Consider the following 15,203-nt stretch of genomic DNA (forward strand, 5'->3'; position numbering starts at 1 on the left):
AATATGAACGAAATTATCTCAATACTAGACAAAATAGCTTTTTTAGCATTTGTTGTTGCCACTATGTTTGGAACAGGTTTAAAGTTAACTGTACAACAAATTTGGCAACCTCTCTGTAATGTCCGCTTAGTGATTTTCTCATTGCTAACAAATTTTGTCTTAGTGCCACTTTTTGTGTATTTACTGCTGCAAGTCATACCTCTCACCGAACCCGTGAAAGATGGTTTAATTGTCATGGCATTAGCATCTGGTCCTCCAGCTTTACCTAAACTTGCCCAAATAGTGAAGGGAAATTTAGCTTTTTCTACAGGACTGATGATGTTGTTAATGTTCGGTACAGTCTTTTATATGCCGCTCGTACTACCATTAGTTTTACAAGGTGTAGAAGTTAATTCTTGGGATATTGCCAAACCCTTAATATTTCTCATGTTAACACCCTTAGGAATTGGGTTATTAATTAAGGCAAAATATGAAGCGATCGCTGTCAATATTCAACCAATAGCTTTCAAAATATCTAATCTTGGTTTAATTTTAGGTTTAGCTGTAAGGCTGATAGTACACTTCAACGAGATTATTATTTTATTAAAAACTGGTGTTATCTTTGTTTGTGCCATTTTTATTGTATTCTCCTTTACTGTGGGTTATCTTTTAGGTGGTCCTGGCATTGATACCCAGAGAGTGCTAGGAGTAGGAACTGCTCAACGCAATTTTGCCGCAGCATTGTTAATAGGTACGAGTAATTTCGACGATCCAAATGTGGTGAGCATCATTATGGTAACGAGTTTATTAATGATGGTAATAGTGATGATTTTGGGACAAAAGTTACCAGAACTCGACCAAGTACAGACGAAAGAGGTCGAACAGATGGAAATTTCGTAAAGGAAATCAAAAATGTTCTTGCGACCGTATCCTGGTAAAACAATTACTTAAAAGCACAGTTGGATGCCTAATTCAAGGACTCACTTTCTTGATTTAGACATCCATCCGCTTAAGACTTGATAATTGGTCAAACAGTTTAATGGTCTAACTTGACTCTACGAAACTGCGATGGTGGGTTAGGCACTTTTTCATGAGCGCAGGGTAGGGGAGATTGAGCCAACACCACAATCATTCTTTCCGTACCAGTATTGATAATTTCATGTCCTACATCTTTGGGAATATGAACACAAGCTCCAGGTTCTACAGCCGCAATCTCATCACCCACAATCACATCTCCTGTACCTTGCACAAAGTAGCAAATCTCATCACTCCCTGAGTGTTTGTGCAGTGGATTTGATTGTCCCGGCTCAATACAGTAGATATTGAAGTGCATGGAGTCGGTCTTAAAAATTCGTCGCCGTACAAAGAAACGGGGATTGAACTCAACAATTTCTTCTAAAGTTTTGAGATCGCCGTTGGTGAACTTGTGAGGCGCTTCTAGAAGACTGGTATCTGCTTGGAGAGGAATCAAGTCAGTTTCATTAGTAATTTCGGTAAATTCGGTATGCATAGCAAGTCTCTCCTTTATTAACTTCTTTTGGTTGAACTAGTGTTTTGAATTATGCTACTTGAGTCGCTACTATTGATATTTCTTTTTCCTATCTTTAGCCTCTTGCTGGTTCATCCCTGACACCAATCCGAAAAACGACTGCTGCGGCAATTAAAAGTCCTGATATCAAGGCAAACGAAAGACGAAAATCCTCACCGCCCGTCCAACTAATTAATAAACCCGCTAATAAGGGACCAGCTGCGTGCCCTACATCAAAGATTGTTCCAAATGTACCCATTGCCGAACCTAAGTTACTTTCACTGCAAAAATCTGCTACCAGTGCTGCGGCTCCTGAAGTGACAATTGCCTCTCCAATGCCGAATACTGCCGCTAAAAACAGCAAAACCGCATAGTTTTGAAACCAGGGTATCAGGGCAAAGGGGATTGCACAGGCAAACATTCCTCGAAATATTAGAGGTAATCGCCCACGACGGTCTGACAACCTGCCCATTAATGGTTTAGAAAAGGTTGTCACCAGAATTTGTACGCCCCAAAGCATCCCTGCCTGAAATGCACTAAATCCGCAAATCTTGACAGCATAGATGGGTAAAAAAGCTTCTAAAGCTCCCACTGAAAGGTTTTGCACTCCTTCCATATTGCTGGAAAGCAGCACCCGTCTGTCCATCAAGATTTCCCGGATACCCTTGCGGAATTTCTGATAAACTGCGCCTAGTGTGCGGGTTGCTTCAAGCTTTGGTTCTTCCCATTGGTCTTTTAGTACCAACAAAGCGATCGCCAACGAAGCTGTCCCTAAGGCTGCGACCACACCATAGATGATGTGGAAGTGGACAAGGCTTGGTGTCCCACCGCCTGCTAACTGAGTTAGCAAAAACCCACCCAACGGCGCTCCAATCAGATTACCTATGATGGTGACAGATGAGAACCACGACAGCATTTCTGCTCGTCTGTCTTTGGCAATGCTAACGACTACAGCCATCGCCACAGGTCCATAAATTGCTGTAGCAAAACCATGCAGGAATCGCACTACCACCAAAGCTTGATACGAAGAAACCAGCAAATAAGCAAAAGGCACTAGGGCAAATACTAAAAGTCCCACGAAAAGCGTCCGCGTTTTGCCCACCACATCTGAAACAACTCCTGCAGGCATCTTAAAGAAGATGCCTGTGACTGTGGAGATGGCGACAGCAAAACCGATTGCCTCTGGTTCTGCTCCCAAACTGGCGGCAAACAATGCCAAGACGGGAGTACGCGCTAGGGCGTAAGAGGCACGAGCCAGAAACCCGACCAGACAAAGATTGGCGAGCTTGGACTGCTCTTTTGCACTCATGGTATTAACTCCTGGGAAGCTTGCGATAAACCTTTTTCAGGCTTTCGGCGCTGTCTGTGAGAAAAAGCAGTGTATAATCCTTCAAACAACGCCACTCCTCTAGACTCCAGTTCGGTATCAGAAAGGTTTGCTAGTAACCAGCCCTGTAGTAAAGCTTCGACTCCAACGGTTTCAGGGCGTGCAAAAAGCCCATCTCGCAAATCGATTTCGTGAACAATTTCCCCAATAACTTGCATTCCAGAGTCCTCTAAATCGAAAGCTCTTGCCATCACCTCAAAGGTACAAAGATTGCCACAGTGCTCAAATTGAGCCTTTTTCATTTCAAAAGCTATTTCATCTGGTTCAGCCGAATGGGAATAGCGAATCACAGCACTCGGATTGATGAATCGGCGGATGAGCCAGATGCAAGCTAGGCGGTCTATATAAGGTCGGGGTCTAGTGACCCAACGCTTATCTTGGTACTGGGCGATCGCTGTACGTGGAATCCCTATGACCATAGATGGGCTAGGGGAGAGTGCCTGGGCAATCCGGTTCAAATGAGATGTAATACGCGGTCCATCAGAACAGTCAAAGAAGTCCACACGGGCAATCTCGGTATGTTGTTTCCGCAGTTTTTCTAAGGTTTCTAACATACCGGTGCGGTCTTCTAAGGTTGTGTTGGAATTCACAGCTTTTTCCAGTTCAATTGCTTGGGCTTCAATCTCCTGATACTCTTCGCTCTTAGCAGTACGAAATAGCCCAATGATTTCCTCGTTTGCCAATCCCTCAAATCGCTCTACCCGCATGACCAAGGCTTCGCCCTTTGCCTGTTGCACTTCCTGCGCCAGCCATTGGAACGATTCAATGCACTCATCACGAGCAGGCAGGACATGGATGCCGCCTTTAAGAGAGATGGCTCCCAGTCGTCGTAATCGCCGCCATAGGGCAACACGAGGACTAGAAGACGACTTGGAAGGGAGAGAGTAAGAGAAAACCATCCAATTCAACTTTAAATACCTCCATTTCAATTTTTAGAGTAATATGTATTTCAAAAATAAGCAATATATGTTTCACAAATAGTTACTATATTGAGACAATGCAGATGCAACTAACGTACATTGTTTTATTTTGGTACGAAAACTCTTGTTACGACTAATGGATAGCAGAATATGAAAGGGGTAAAAACAAATGACTAACGCAGGACAACCACCAACCACTGACGAACGACTCAGCCGCTTAGAAACTCTGTTTGCCAACGTAGGCGAAAAAGTTGTAGAACATGATGCCACTATTGATGTACTGGTAGCAAACATTCAGCAACTTACTAAGAGAGTAGATACACTAACGGTTAACGTTAATACTGTTGCAACACGAGTAGATTCCTTAGCCGAGCAAGCAGCCCAAGACCGCCTTGCTTTTCGCGAACGAACGGATCGCCTAGCAGCCGAAGCAGCCCAAGACAGGCAGCAAGCAGCAATTGACCGCCAAGAATTTCGCAACGAGATTCGGCAGATTTGGCAGTACTTGCGCGATCGCAACGGTGGCAGCAGCCCGCCTCAGTAAGACGCCATCAAACCCATACCCGCACCCGCTTGAGGGGCTTCCCTCATGAGCCGCGATCGCAATCAGCAATCTCAGTATATTGTGTTGAATATTTGTCATTGCTATAATTTTGCAGATATTAGTTGAGAATGATTTTTTAAAATTATCAAATTGATATACAGCTTTATCATTGGCTCATATTTACTCACTAATATTTTTATGCGTTATACGTCGTTTGTTCATCAACAGCTTTTACTATGACATTTGTATACCTTTGAAGAATATATGCAGCCTGAAATGGATCTAGAATTGCACCTTTAAGCTGATTTATATTAATTTGTAAACCTTCTATATTAGAACCTAGTTTTATTTTTCCACCCCGTTCTACTTACTAATATAATACCTCCTATTGCAATCGTTACTGGGTTTCAAGGAACCTTTCGCTTTGCAGCCCTGATACTATGTATCGCAGCTATTACATCTGTTTTGAGGTTTGAGAAGCGGAAACTTTAACACAATATCAAAAGGCAGGATACGATCGCGATCGCTAAACTCAACCAAGGTGTATTTTTAGTCCAGTCGCTTATAGTATAAGTTAAATAATTATATTTGCGTATTATACATAACTTTTGCGCTAAAAAGAGTATTAATACGATAAAGAAAAAATAAAGCTGAGCGTTGGTTAGCTACACGCCTTGCTTCTAGCAGTTGACACTTTACTAAGTTGAGGCTGATTCTAAAGCACATTAAGTGCCGATCCGCTATGATGAGGAAGTAAGCGCGTCAAAATGAGTGAATATGAAGTACCCACTTGGTACCGTATCTAAGCCTGTCTCAGGTAAAGAAGCTAGAAGGCTGGCTCGCGCAGTAAAATCTGATGGCTATGTTGCTAATGAAGCGGCGATCGCTGTAGCAAAACGAATCGCTGAACGCCGTCGTCTGAGAGAAGCTACTCAATTTACGGTTTAATCCACTGTTAATACAAATACCATTATAGATAGCTCAAATTAGAGAAATATTTCAGAAGATATGTTACTGAAACGTTTAAACAGTCTATTCACTACTTAGTTGTCTGTTTTTCTATACATCTTACGACTTCTAGTTAGGAGTCAGTGCAAGTTTCTTTGATGAGCAGAAAGTTCAAACCACTTTTGAATAGATCTTTTATAACCATTTGGCATTTTCAAAAAATTGACTTCTTCAAAAGTAAAAAGACCTACATCTTTGTGTTCTGGACTATGAGTCACTTCAGAAAAAGGCTCAGGATAACAACCATATGTAATAATTAAAACAACAAACTCTTCGGAAATTTGATAAACCCAGGTATCCAAAAGAGGTCCTGCCTTCACATTTAATCCCAGTTCCTCTTCAATCTCTCTTACAAAACAAATTTCGGGTTCTTCCCCCAGTTCAAGCTTACCTCCTGGTAATTCCCACTCATCTCGTTCATTTTTCAATAAAACAACTTTTGATTCCTTAAGAACTACACCTTTCACTGATACAGGAAACCTATAAGCCTGAGTATCTTGAGGAAATGGTATCTTGTGTTGAATATTTGTCATTGGTATAAGTTTGCAAATATTAGTTGAGAATGATTTTTTTAAATTATCAAATTGATAATTCGTCAAAAACTTTGCTTAAATCTATGTAAAAATAACATTTTTTGCTCAAATTATACCACTAATTTTCACCTCCTAAAAACTAAGAATCCTGCCTCTTAGGTTTACGTGCAAACAGTTGAAATGCCTGAGCACGATTATTATTCATTGTCACAACATTAAATTCCTCGAACTTTATCTGTTCAAATCCTGATGTCAGGAATTCTATCCATGTTAGATCGTGATGTCTGAGGACAACATTTTCTGGTAATTCAAAGATGCCATAAATTCCGTACTTATTTTTGAAGTCATCATAGCGTTTCAAGTTTCGTTCATCTGTTTGTAAACAGAGATCGCTGATATAAAGCAAGCCTCCGCTTTTCAGGATGCGATTTAGCTCTTGGATTAATGCAATCTGAGCTTGATTATGAGGGATACAGGTTAAAACTGTGAATAGCAATACCGCATCAAATTCCCCATCAACATAAGGTAGTCGTGGTGATAACACTACTTTAAGATTGAGATGAGGATATAAACAACGACCCTTTTCAATCATGCGTTCTGAGAAATCCACACCCTCTACATATTGATAACCATGCTCTACAAGAGTATTAGTGATGCGACCGTAGCCGCAACCGTAGTCTAAAATTCTTGCATCCTGGTTGAGAAGTTGCTTCAAACCGTCAAAATTAACAGGATGGGAGAAGGTTTTTGTTGAGCCAAGGCTATTCCAATACTTTAGTTGATAATCAAACGCCATTTTATAAAAATTTACCTCTAATGATTCCATATCATCAAGCTTATAAATTGTCAATATAACTCCATTGAAAAGTGATGACTTGTAATACTCAAACGTTGCATGAGATAAAATCTGTGAGCGGCAAATCGCTGAACTCCAGAATCAAGGCTTAAGTGTTGACACTGATGATTTTGAGCATATTGAATTAGCCACTGGAATAACTGTTGACCATAACCAGAAGATCGCTTCAACTCATCAACAACTAAGTCATCAACATACAAAGACTTTCCTGATGCCAAACAGGTAAAAATACGAAATCCCGCCACTGCCACAGTTTGTTCTTCTTTTTGTAAAAAAGCAAGTTTGTATCCTTCTTTTGTTTGATGCCGAATTTGTTGGATAAAATCAGCTTGTTGAAGATGTGGGCGTAACTGGGACATAACAGGGAAACACCCTAAAATTTGAGCGTCAGACTCTGCCAATTGTACTAACATAAATGTTGTTTATTCTGTATCTGTTGCTTTATTCTCAGTATATTGCTCTAAGAATTGTTTTAGGTGAGGTTGGTCTAATTTCAGCTCGATTTCTTTAGCTTTGGCAGTAATTTTCTCTGGTGTTAAACCGTCTTGAATTGAAGGAATAATTGTGTCGTACCTACGAAGCTTTGGAGCGAATGAAGACGCTTGTCCGTAAGCCACGCCACTATAGTAGTGAATTGGCGCATATATTTAAACTTTAGTAGGGGCAAGCTTTTTGACCACCAAACATCATTTGAAGCGATCGCTACATATGAGCGATTACGATGACACCTATTCCTTAACTTTAGCCAATGCTTGATTCATCACGCGGTCAGACAAATACATCCCGCACAAGCGCAATTGTTCTAAAACCGGACGTGCGGCTGGAATTTCCCCCTGTTGTTTGACGCTAAGAACTAAACCCAATGTTCCCCTTACTGGAATTCCTAAAGCAGTGGCACAGCGACGGGCGGCTAAATCGTCCAGAATGACCTCAGTACCACGATTAACATAACCCCAAGTCAGTACTGCTGACTCCCCTGCTCCCAAATCCCAACTCTGGATTACAGTAGGAACGACAGGTGTTTCTGTTATGACTAGCCAAGAGGTGGACGCAAGAGCCATTGCAGTTACGTCTGTCTCCCCGTATGCCTGAATTTCTGTTGCTACGGCTTGGGGGACGATAATTTCTGGACTGATTATCTGCAATAAGTGGAGAAAGCTACCCTTGCTCAAAAAAATCAGTGGGGACGTGTCGATCGCGGGACGCTCATCCACGGTTTAACTCTCGTTCCAAATCATCGAAGTCTACAACAAACACATCTACTTGCTCACGGGCAAGGGCAGCAAGAAAGTCTCTACGATTTAAACCCGCAATCTGGGCAGCTTTCTCCTGAGAGATTTCACCCTTTTGATACCAGTAAATAGCTGCAGCTTCACGCATATCGCGTACAAATTCCTCTGGAGGAAGGCGACGGGTTGATAAAACTTCTTCGGGCAGGTTAATGGTGACTTCAGCCATAATTTTTGCTATCATCACTTACAGATAAAAACAAGATATCATTATTGATATCAAAATCAAAGACTTCAAGTTCGACAAAAATAAAAAGCGCGATTTGTCCGTTGTACTTCCAGCCTATAGTGCTATTACCTTTCCTCACTCAGAGCGCGAAGTCAAATCAAAATCTGTGCATACTTAGGTAAGCTTAGGTTTTGTGTACTCCTCAACTGAAGCAAAATGTTAACAACTACCATGCTGATTGTTCCGTCATGAACTCAAAGCCTACCATCACACCTGAAGCTTTGAAATTGCTTGCGGAACTAATAAATATTGAGATTCAGCCTTCTGAAATTGAACAATTGTGTCGTACCTACGAAGCTTTGGAGCGAATGAAGACACTTGTCCGTAAGCCGCGCCACTATAGTAGCGAATTGGCGCATATATTTAAACCGATCGAGCGAGGCGTAGGTCAATGACAAATCTTTGCTACCTAAGCATATCCGAAGCTGCTGACCTAATTGTTACTAAACAGTTATCCCCTGTCGAATTAACTCAAGCTTTCTTAGAACGCATTCAAGCACTCAACGACGTGCTTCATGCCTTTATTTTGGTAACACCAGAACAAGCACTGTTGATGGCGCAAGTCGCTGAATCTGAAATTATTGCTGGAAATTATCGAGGAGCACTACATGGTATCCCCATAGGCATCAAGGATATTTTCGACACAGCAGGAATTCGTACAACTGCACAATCACGATTGTTCCAAGAAAGAGTGCCAAATCAGGATGCCAAAGTTGTGAGTTGTCTGTATGAGGCGGGAGCTATTTTGCTTGGAAAAATGGGAACCAAAGAGTTTGCCACTGGTGGTCCATCTTTCGATCTATTTTACCCACCCGCACGCAATCCTTGGCATCTCGAACATTCTCCTGGGGGTTCGAGTAGCGGTGCAGGAGCCGGAGTGGCGGCAAGTTTATGTATGGGAGCACTAGGTAGTGATACGGGCGGTTCTATCCGGAAACCTGCTGCCTACTGTGGTGTGGTTGGGTTAAAACCAACTTATGGTCGAGTTAGCCGCACTGGGATGATTCCGTTATCACAATCCCTTGACCATGCAGGTCCAATTACGTGGACAGTACGTGATAGCGCACTCATACTCCAAGCGATCGCAGGTCACGATCCCAAAGATTCAGCCAGTGCAAAGGTTTCTGTACCTGACTTTACAGCTAAATTCAAGGATAACTTGGCAGGCTATAAAATTGGAATTATCCGGCATTTTTACGAGGACGATGGACTTGCAGATAAAGAGGTATGGGCGGCGCTACAACGAGCATATTCGACTTTGCTTGACTTGGGAGCCGAGTTAGTTGACATCGAACTGCCATCCTTCATTGAATTTCAAGCTTGTGGTATGCTCATTATGTTGGCGGAAAGCTTTGCTCTACACGAACAGAATTTGCGACAGCAGCCAGAACTTTATGGAGAATACAACCGCTATTTCTTAAAACTTGGTGCGTTCATTAGCTCCTCTGACTACCTGCAAGCTGTGCGTCGTCGTCGTGAGTTATGTTTTGTGGTAGAAAAAGCCATAGCTAGCGTTGATGTCCTCATTACGGCAACAGAACTTCGAGCAGCACCAAAATTTACAGACTTGCCTCAGTTTCCTAATTTTGATTCACCCGATATAACAATACCATTTAACGTCACAGGTCTGCCTGCTCTAGCTGTTTGCTGTGGTTTTAACTCGAGTAATCTACCACTGTCGATGCAAATTATCGGCAAGCCATTTGATGAATCAACTGTATTAGCAGTGGGCTATACTTACGAGCAAGCAACCCCTTGGCATCAGCATCGCCCAAATCTAAAGAAACCCGGTTTTTACGAACAATAATAGATTGAAGTCGCAGCATTTCCTACTTTTCTCTTAAAGCTACTGTCATGTACAATTCATTGAGTACGTGTTGCTAGAATCACTGAATTTTTTGCGGTAAAGGAAGAGGCAGGAGGCAGGGGGCAGGGAGGAGAATGCTCGGAACTCATAATCTGTTAGCTTTCCTGTTATCCAGCTTCTTACTCTGGATTACCCCTGGTACAGATACAATGTATATCCTTGCTCGAAGTATTTCACAAGGTCGTCAAGCAGGGCTAGTATCAGCACTGGGGATTGGTAGCGGAGGCTTGGTTCACACTATATTTGCTGCGTTTGGGCTATCTGCAATTCTAACAACTTCAGCTTGGGCATTTACGACTATCAAGTTTGCTGGAGCCGCATATTTGAGCTATTTAGGTGTTCAGGCTTGGTTGAGAAAGTCTAAACCTCTGTCCACACCAGAAATCAACTCAATGAGTAATTGGCAAATTTATCGTCAGGCAATTATAACCAATGTTCTTAATCCTAAAGTTGCGATCTTCTTTCTCGCGTTCCTCCCCCAGTTTGTTAATCCAACAGCAGGTCTTGGTGTATTACCATTTTTATTACTAGGTTTTTTGTTTGTTACTGGTGGTACAGTCTGGTGTTCGATCGTTGCTGGATTCGCGGCAGCAGCAACGAACACTTTAAGGGAAAATGAAAAAGTTTTAGGTTGGTTAGAGCGGATTACAGCGTGTGTGTATATTGCGTTAGGGTTGAATCTAATAACCTAACTAGGGTATGCCGATGAAGCAAATCGACGCAGAATCAATCGGCAACTCAATAAAGGGGAAGCTTTGCATAGCTTATGCTCTCATCTGTGCTATGCCAACTCTGGCGAAATTCGGGGACAATCTGATGAGCAACTCCGATTGGCAGGTATACTGTTTAAACCTCGTTCTTTTTTGTCTGACTCATTTTTTTGTAGACGTGAGCCAAGTCTTTCTGAACGATCGCTATATTAGCTCCGCTTTGCATAGCGCTTTTCCAAAATATCTAGTGCTTCTTGATACTTGCTTGACCGAATCAGGGCATCAAGATAAACTTGCTCAAATAAATCCCTTTGAGCATGGCTACCGCCTGCTTCCTGCAACCTTGGTAGCACTGATCCCAGTTCAGAGATCGCTTCGTGATAGGCGATTGCACTCTTAAGATCGCGCTTTGTCCAAGCTTCAATGGCAGCTATATAAAGTTGTTCTCGTTCGTTGGCACTGGATAACTGGGCTTTGGCAGCGTTGAGAAAGTCAGTAGCACGGGCAATAGTATCACTAGTACCGGAAAACAGGTAAAAGGCTGCTACATGGGCATTGGCGATCGCACAAGTTGGATCTGCCTCAACTGCCTTCAGGATAACTTGGGAATCGTTTCCAACACTGAGCAACTGCTCAAAAAAGCCATTGATGGCATTTACCGCCTCTAATGAGTCAGTGGTAATTTCTAGTTCTTGAGAATCTGTTAACATCGTTTTTTCTGCATGATTCCACGATTGGGTTTATTCCAATCACCGAATAATAGTGCATGGATTCGAGCGCAATGTCCATAACTCAGAACAGCGCAAGTCAAAGAAAGCTGTCATCGACTTGAGCAGTTGCGGAAGCCACACCCATTTCATAGAGCGACGCTCCTCCGGAGATATACACCACTGACAAGCAACGTAAAGACTTTGAACAGCAGCCAGTTTATAGTCGTTTATCAGTTGCTCCCAATCGTAACCAGACACACCATTGCTTAAAAGACTTGCGTGATATTTACGTAAGATAGGAATTTCTAATTGCCGTCGCCAATTAGGTTCCCACCAATGCACCATCATATACGCAATATCGCTTACTCCCAGCCAAGTAGTCAGTGACCAATCAAACGGCTGGCGGTCAATCAGATAAATTTTCCCGTCTCCATTTAATGGAGAAAGAATATTACCAGGGTTAACATCACCGTGAATCAATGTGAAGCCAGATGAGTTGAAAGTGCGCTCAATCATCTTGCCGGGATGGTACTGAAACACATTCATAAGTACCGACTGCCATGAACTATCAATTTCACTCCTAACCTCCGACAACATTGGTAGTAATCCTGCTTGAGCTTGAGCCACGTATCGCTCAATTTCACTGGTTCTGGGAATATTAGCACTAATAGCCTCTAACTTTTCGCTTCCCCACCAATGTGCGTGCAACATAGCTAGGGCTTGAGCAACTGCACATCCGTATGCAAGTGTTGGTTTAATTTTCCAACTAGGACTATGGCTTGCAGATAGGTCTTCCATGAGAATGTGATACCGAGAAGGGTTCGGTGCATACCGTGCATGATAGCTTATTGGTAGGGGTCGATTTACTAAATCGATGTAATCCCGCGTATAGTAATTGACTTCTGAATCTCCAAAAGTAGTATTATTGCCTAAAGACATTTTCAATAACAGCATTGCAGGCGTTGTACCAGTTGCTTCCGATGTATATTGAGGTCGGATTTTTACAATCCGGGCATTTTCACTTCCTCTGACTTCGATAGCAAAATCAAGAACTTTGCCTGTAACCAGTGCGGGACTACCAATTAATACTGAATTGAGCCAGTCAAGAGTTATTTGAATTATATCAGTAATGACTTCTCCATTCATGTTTGTAAGTTAAACTTTATTCATTCATGTAATACATACATAATACAGTATTGCTGAATCAAAATTATGAATCAGCCGATCGCACGCGAAAACAGCATCAAGATGCAGGCAATCACCACGAGATCATCATGGTTAATTTGAGTTTATTAACCTACTTTTTTGTCTGACTCATTTCTTTGTAGACATAAGCCAAGTCTTTCTGAACAATCGCTATATATAGCAACCGCCTTGGCGGTTAGGACGTAAAATGCAAGACATCCTCAATGGCATCTCGTAAACAATCAAACTGCTCCAGTTTTTTGCGGATTCGACTTTTTAACCAAGACCAGCATTTTTCAATCTTATTAAGGTCTGGAGAATAAGGCGGTAGGTACAGCAGTTTACACCCTGCATCCTGGATCAATTGTTGAATGCGCCCACCTTTATGGAATGTGGCATTATCCATCACCAAAACCTGTCCCGGTTCGAGTATTGGAAGCAAACAAGCTTCCAGCCAAGTTTCAAAAATTGTTCGATTACACGCACCCTCAACAGTGAAGGGAGCTATTAGGTTTTGGTTACACAGCGCGGCAATCATGTTAACCCGTCCAGAGCGTCGGCCTGACTTAAGTGCATGGAAGCGTTCCCCTTTTTCATTCCAACCATAATCATACTCGTCTCGACTATCCATGCCAGACTCATCTAGGTACACGATTTTCTCCGAGGGTAGTGTAGATAACTGATCTATGAACGTTTGTCGTTTGGCTTCATCGCGCTCACGGTAGCCATAGGTCTTTTTTTTCGAGTAAAACCAATTTTCTTCAAAGCCCGTGAGATGGTGCGATCGCTAATTTCTCCCTCCCAAAGTGAGGCCATCTCAACTTGGGTTTTATCCCCATGAGATGAAGCGAACTCACGGAATTTTTCCCAGTCGGTGATTTTATGATTATTACCGGGAGGCTGATTGGGCAAGGCTTGGAAGTCCCCAGTTTCGGCTTGTCGCTTCAGCCATAAGTCTATCGTGTTGCGACTGATATTGAACACAAAACTTGCTTCGCTTTTCTTCAAACCATCAAGTTCGATAGCTTGGATGACCTTTTGACGAAAGTCGTAACTGTAAGGTTTAGGCATATGTACAGCGATCGCACTCCGCAGGAAAAAAAGGGACTACATCTAGTTTATGCTCAAACCGCCTTGGCGGTTGCTATAACTCCGCTTTGCATTGCGCTTTTCCAAAATATTTAGTGCTTCTTGATACTTGCTTGTCCGAATCAGGGCATCAAGATAGACTTGCTCAAATAAATCCCTTTGAGCATGGCTACCGCCTGCTTCCTGCAACCTTGGTAGCACCGATCCCAGTTCAGCAATAACTGTCTGTAAGTCACCTCGAGCATGAGCAATCATCCCACGGGCAGCAGGTAAAACCACTTCTAACCAAATGAGTTGAATATAGGGAAGTGCTTTATGGGTGTATACTTGCATACTCTCTAACATCTGAGCTGCCCAATCATCTTTACCACCACGTACTAATGCATAGAGATAATGCAAATCCAGAAAACCAAGGATATGTTCGTGTAATCTTGGTTGGAGGTAAGCGGCAACGTCTGAAAAGCGCGAACCTACATCCACACCTCTCAATTCCAAACGTAGTAGTAGTGAGATAGCGTTAATCTGTTCGCGTCCGTTGTCTTTCCTTGCACGTCCCCAAATATGAGTATCATAAATGGACAATACCTTGGGGATATCCTCAGCATCAAGGTGGTAAAGAGCGGTGTGCCACCAAAGATGGCTGTAAAAAGCTGGGTTGCTATTTTCCCAGGTGTCAGAGACACTCCCCATCCAAGCAATTCCGTCTGATAACCGCCCTTGGGTTTCCAAGACGTGAGCTACCGCATGGTGCGCCCAACGGTTATCGCGTTTCATTTCGGTTGCCCGTCGCCCTGCTTCTTCTGCTGCTGAGAGATGATGACATTCTTCTAACCCAAAAGCCAGCATACCGTACATATATGGACTATCGCGGTTAGCTTGGAAAACTTTTTCTGCAATCCGTAGCATTCCCTCACTGTTACCAGAATTTCTGTAGTGGTATTGGCAGGTATGAACTGAGATTAAATCGCGGGGAAATGCTTCAGCGATCGCTTCGTGATAGGCGATTGCACTCTTAAGATCGCGCTTTGTCCAAGCTTCAATGGCAGCTATATAAAGTTGTTCTCGTTCGTTGGCGCTGGATAACTGGGCTTTGGCAGCGTGAAGAAAGTCAGTAGCACGGGCAATAGTATCACTAGTACCAGAAAACAGGTAAAAGGCTGCTACATGGGCATTGGCGATCGCACAAGTTGGATCTGCCTCAACTGCCTTCAGGATAACTTGGGAATCGTTTCCAACACTGAGCAATTGCTCAAAAAAGCCATTGATAGCATTTACCGCCTCTAATGAGTCAGTGGTAATTTCTAGTTCTTGAGAATCTGTTAACATCGTTTTTTCTGCACGATTCCACGATTATTGCTACTGGGTTCTC

Annotated in this window: 19 protein-coding genes and 1 pseudogene; 7 read left to right on the top strand and 13 right to left on the bottom strand. The window is 42.6% G+C overall.

The features are described from left to right. Window positions 1-3 precede the first annotated feature (3 nt). Window positions 4-879, top strand: a complete 876-nt coding sequence (locus tag WA1_RS33730) for a bile acid:sodium symporter family protein (RefSeq protein WP_017743636.1) — start codon at window positions 4-6, stop codon at window positions 877-879. 136 nt (window positions 880-1,015) lie between these two features. Here WA1_RS33730 and WA1_RS33735 read toward each other — a convergent pair whose 3' ends face one another. The 3 genes from WA1_RS33735 to WA1_RS33745 form a co-directional block, all read right to left on the bottom strand. Then, entirely contained in the window at window positions 1,016-1,489 is a 474-nt protein-coding gene (locus tag WA1_RS33735) for a cupin domain-containing protein (RefSeq protein ID WP_017743635.1), read from the bottom strand. 94 nt (window positions 1,490-1,583) lie between these two features. Next, the gene (locus WA1_RS33740) at window positions 1,584-2,816 is read right to left on the bottom strand and encodes an MFS transporter (protein WP_017743634.1); all 1,233 of its coding nucleotides are present in this window, start codon (window positions 2,814-2,816) and stop codon (window positions 1,584-1,586) included. Further along, entirely contained in the window at window positions 2,813-3,793 is a 981-nt protein-coding gene (locus WA1_RS33745; protein WP_017743633.1) for a chromate resistance protein ChrB domain-containing protein, read from the bottom strand. The genes WA1_RS33740 and WA1_RS33745 overlap by 4 nt, the downstream gene beginning before the upstream one ends. Window positions 3,794-3,983: 190 nt before the next feature. Here WA1_RS33745 and WA1_RS33750 point away from each other — a divergent pair, with 190 nt between their 5' ends. Then, the gene (locus tag WA1_RS33750; protein WP_017743632.1) at window positions 3,984-4,358 is read left to right on the top strand and encodes a hypothetical protein; all 375 of its coding nucleotides are present in this window, start codon (window positions 3,984-3,986) and stop codon (window positions 4,356-4,358) included. 777 nt (window positions 4,359-5,135) lie between these two features. Beyond that, window positions 5,136-5,306 carry a hypothetical protein gene (locus WA1_RS58320; protein ID WP_017743631.1) on the top strand — a complete coding sequence of 57 codons (171 nt, stop codon included), beginning with the start codon at window positions 5,136-5,138 and terminating at the stop codon, window positions 5,304-5,306. Window positions 5,307-5,446: 140 nt separating this feature from the next. Here WA1_RS58320 and WA1_RS33755 read toward each other — a convergent pair whose 3' ends face one another. From WA1_RS33755 to WA1_RS33780, 6 genes are all read right to left on the bottom strand, one after another. Next, on the bottom strand, window positions 5,447-5,899 hold the full coding sequence (locus tag WA1_RS33755) for an NUDIX hydrolase (RefSeq protein WP_017743630.1): 453 nt from the start codon (window positions 5,897-5,899) through the stop codon (window positions 5,447-5,449). A 139-nt stretch (window positions 5,900-6,038) separates the two neighbouring features. Beyond that, window positions 6,039-6,749 carry a class I SAM-dependent methyltransferase gene (locus WA1_RS33760; RefSeq protein ID WP_017743629.1) on the bottom strand — a complete coding sequence of 237 codons (711 nt, stop codon included), beginning with the start codon at window positions 6,747-6,749 and terminating at the stop codon, window positions 6,039-6,041. Further along, window positions 6,746-7,168: a GNAT family N-acetyltransferase gene (locus WA1_RS33765; protein WP_017743628.1), complete on the bottom strand. Its 423-nt coding sequence runs from the start codon at window positions 7,166-7,168 to the stop codon at window positions 6,746-6,748. Before WA1_RS33765 ends, WA1_RS33760 begins: the two co-directional genes overlap by 4 nt. Window positions 7,169-7,177: 9 nt before the next feature. Next, on the bottom strand, window positions 7,178-7,372 hold the full coding sequence (locus tag WA1_RS33770) for a hypothetical protein (protein ID WP_017743627.1): 195 nt from the start codon (window positions 7,370-7,372) through the stop codon (window positions 7,178-7,180). Between the two features lie 111 nt (window positions 7,373-7,483). Next, window positions 7,484-7,969 (bottom strand): PIN domain-containing protein, encoded by a 486-nt coding sequence (locus tag WA1_RS33775; RefSeq protein WP_017743626.1) that lies wholly within the window; start codon window positions 7,967-7,969, stop codon window positions 7,484-7,486. Next, complete coding sequence (locus WA1_RS33780; protein WP_017743625.1) at window positions 7,962-8,213, bottom strand: UPF0175 family protein; 252 nt, start codon at window positions 8,211-8,213, stop codon at window positions 7,962-7,964. Before WA1_RS33780 ends, WA1_RS33775 begins: the two co-directional genes overlap by 8 nt. A 248-nt stretch (window positions 8,214-8,461) precedes the next feature. Between WA1_RS33780 and WA1_RS33785 the strand changes: the two genes are divergently transcribed. The 4 genes and pseudogenes from WA1_RS33785 to WA1_RS61905 all read left to right on the top strand — a co-directional run. Next, window positions 8,462-8,668 carry a hypothetical protein gene (locus WA1_RS33785; RefSeq protein WP_017743624.1) on the top strand — a complete coding sequence of 69 codons (207 nt, stop codon included), beginning with the start codon at window positions 8,462-8,464 and terminating at the stop codon, window positions 8,666-8,668. Continuing rightward, complete coding sequence (locus WA1_RS33790; protein ID WP_017743623.1) at window positions 8,665-10,080, top strand: Asp-tRNA(Asn)/Glu-tRNA(Gln) amidotransferase GatCAB subunit A; 1,416 nt, start codon at window positions 8,665-8,667, stop codon at window positions 10,078-10,080. The genes WA1_RS33785 and WA1_RS33790 overlap by 4 nt, the downstream gene beginning before the upstream one ends. A 134-nt stretch (window positions 10,081-10,214) precedes the next feature. Further along, window positions 10,215-10,832 (top strand): LysE family translocator, encoded by a 618-nt coding sequence (locus WA1_RS33795; RefSeq protein WP_017743622.1) that lies wholly within the window; start codon window positions 10,215-10,217, stop codon window positions 10,830-10,832. A 21-nt stretch (window positions 10,833-10,853) separates the two neighbouring features. After that, window positions 10,854-11,063, top strand: a pseudogene (locus tag WA1_RS61905) (Tn3 family transposase); the annotation flags it as partial. Here WA1_RS61905 and WA1_RS33800 read toward each other — a convergent pair. The 4 genes from WA1_RS33800 to WA1_RS33820 form a co-directional block, all read right to left on the bottom strand. Continuing rightward, window positions 11,060-11,560, bottom strand: a complete 501-nt coding sequence (locus WA1_RS33800) for a hypothetical protein (protein ID WP_017743621.1) — start codon at window positions 11,558-11,560, stop codon at window positions 11,060-11,062. The pseudogene WA1_RS61905 and the gene WA1_RS33800 overlap by 4 nt on opposite strands. 39 nt (window positions 11,561-11,599) lie before the next feature. Beyond that, window positions 11,600-12,706: an aminoglycoside phosphotransferase/kinase family protein gene (locus WA1_RS33805; RefSeq protein WP_017743620.1), complete on the bottom strand. Its 1,107-nt coding sequence runs from the start codon at window positions 12,704-12,706 to the stop codon at window positions 11,600-11,602. A 235-nt stretch (window positions 12,707-12,941) separates the two neighbouring features. Further along, window positions 12,942-13,816 (bottom strand): IS630 family transposase gene (locus tag WA1_RS53665; RefSeq protein WP_148662818.1). Its coding sequence is split into 2 segments (ribosomal slippage): window positions 12,942-13,484 and window positions 13,487-13,816, totalling 873 coding nucleotides; the frame shifts between segments, so codons are not numbered across the junction. A gap of 42 nt (window positions 13,817-13,858) precedes the next feature. Next, window positions 13,859-15,160, bottom strand: coding sequence for a tetratricopeptide repeat protein (locus WA1_RS33820; protein ID WP_017743618.1), 1,302 nt, complete (start codon window positions 15,158-15,160; stop codon window positions 13,859-13,861). Between the last annotated feature and the right edge of the window lie 43 nt (window positions 15,161-15,203).

It is taken from the genome of Scytonema hofmannii PCC 7110 (assembly GCF_000346485.2).
GTDB classification, from domain to species: Bacteria; Cyanobacteriota; Cyanobacteriia; order Cyanobacteriales; family Nostocaceae; genus Scytonema; species Scytonema hofmannii.

Bases quoted from the DNA above. Each gene is read 5' to 3' on its own strand.
- WA1_RS33730 (WP_017743636.1), top strand. From the start codon at position 4: ATGAACGAAATTATCTCAATACTAGACAAAATAGCTTTTTTAGCATTT.
- WA1_RS33735 (WP_017743635.1), bottom strand. From the start codon at position 1,489: ATGCATACCGAATTTACCGAAATTACTAATGAAACTGACTTGATTCCT.
- WA1_RS33740 (WP_017743634.1), bottom strand. From the start codon at position 2,816: ATGAGTGCAAAAGAGCAGTCCAAGCTCGCCAATCTTTGTCTGGTCGGG.
- WA1_RS33745 (WP_017743633.1), bottom strand. From the start codon at position 3,793: ATGGTTTTCTCTTACTCTCTCCCTTCCAAGTCGTCTTCTAGTCCTCGT.
- WA1_RS33750 (WP_017743632.1), top strand. From the start codon at position 3,984: ATGACTAACGCAGGACAACCACCAACCACTGACGAACGACTCAGCCGC.
- WA1_RS58320 (WP_017743631.1), top strand. From the start codon at position 5,136: ATGAAGTACCCACTTGGTACCGTATCTAAGCCTGTCTCAGGTAAAGAA.
- WA1_RS33755 (WP_017743630.1), bottom strand. From the start codon at position 5,899: ATGACAAATATTCAACACAAGATACCATTTCCTCAAGATACTCAGGCT.
- WA1_RS33765 (WP_017743628.1), bottom strand. From the start codon at position 7,168: ATGTTAGTACAATTGGCAGAGTCTGACGCTCAAATTTTAGGGTGTTTC.
- WA1_RS33780 (WP_017743625.1), bottom strand. From the start codon at position 8,213: ATGGCTGAAGTCACCATTAACCTGCCCGAAGAAGTTTTATCAACCCGT.
- WA1_RS33785 (WP_017743624.1), top strand. From the start codon at position 8,462: ATGAACTCAAAGCCTACCATCACACCTGAAGCTTTGAAATTGCTTGCG.
- WA1_RS33790 (WP_017743623.1), top strand. From the start codon at position 8,665: ATGACAAATCTTTGCTACCTAAGCATATCCGAAGCTGCTGACCTAATT.
- WA1_RS33795 (WP_017743622.1), top strand. From the start codon at position 10,215: ATGCTCGGAACTCATAATCTGTTAGCTTTCCTGTTATCCAGCTTCTTA.
- WA1_RS33800 (WP_017743621.1), bottom strand. From the start codon at position 11,560: ATGTTAACAGATTCTCAAGAACTAGAAATTACCACTGACTCATTAGAG.
- WA1_RS33805 (WP_017743620.1), bottom strand. From the start codon at position 12,706: ATGAATGGAGAAGTCATTACTGATATAATTCAAATAACTCTTGACTGG.
- WA1_RS33820 (WP_017743618.1), bottom strand. From the start codon at position 15,160: ATGTTAACAGATTCTCAAGAACTAGAAATTACCACTGACTCATTAGAG.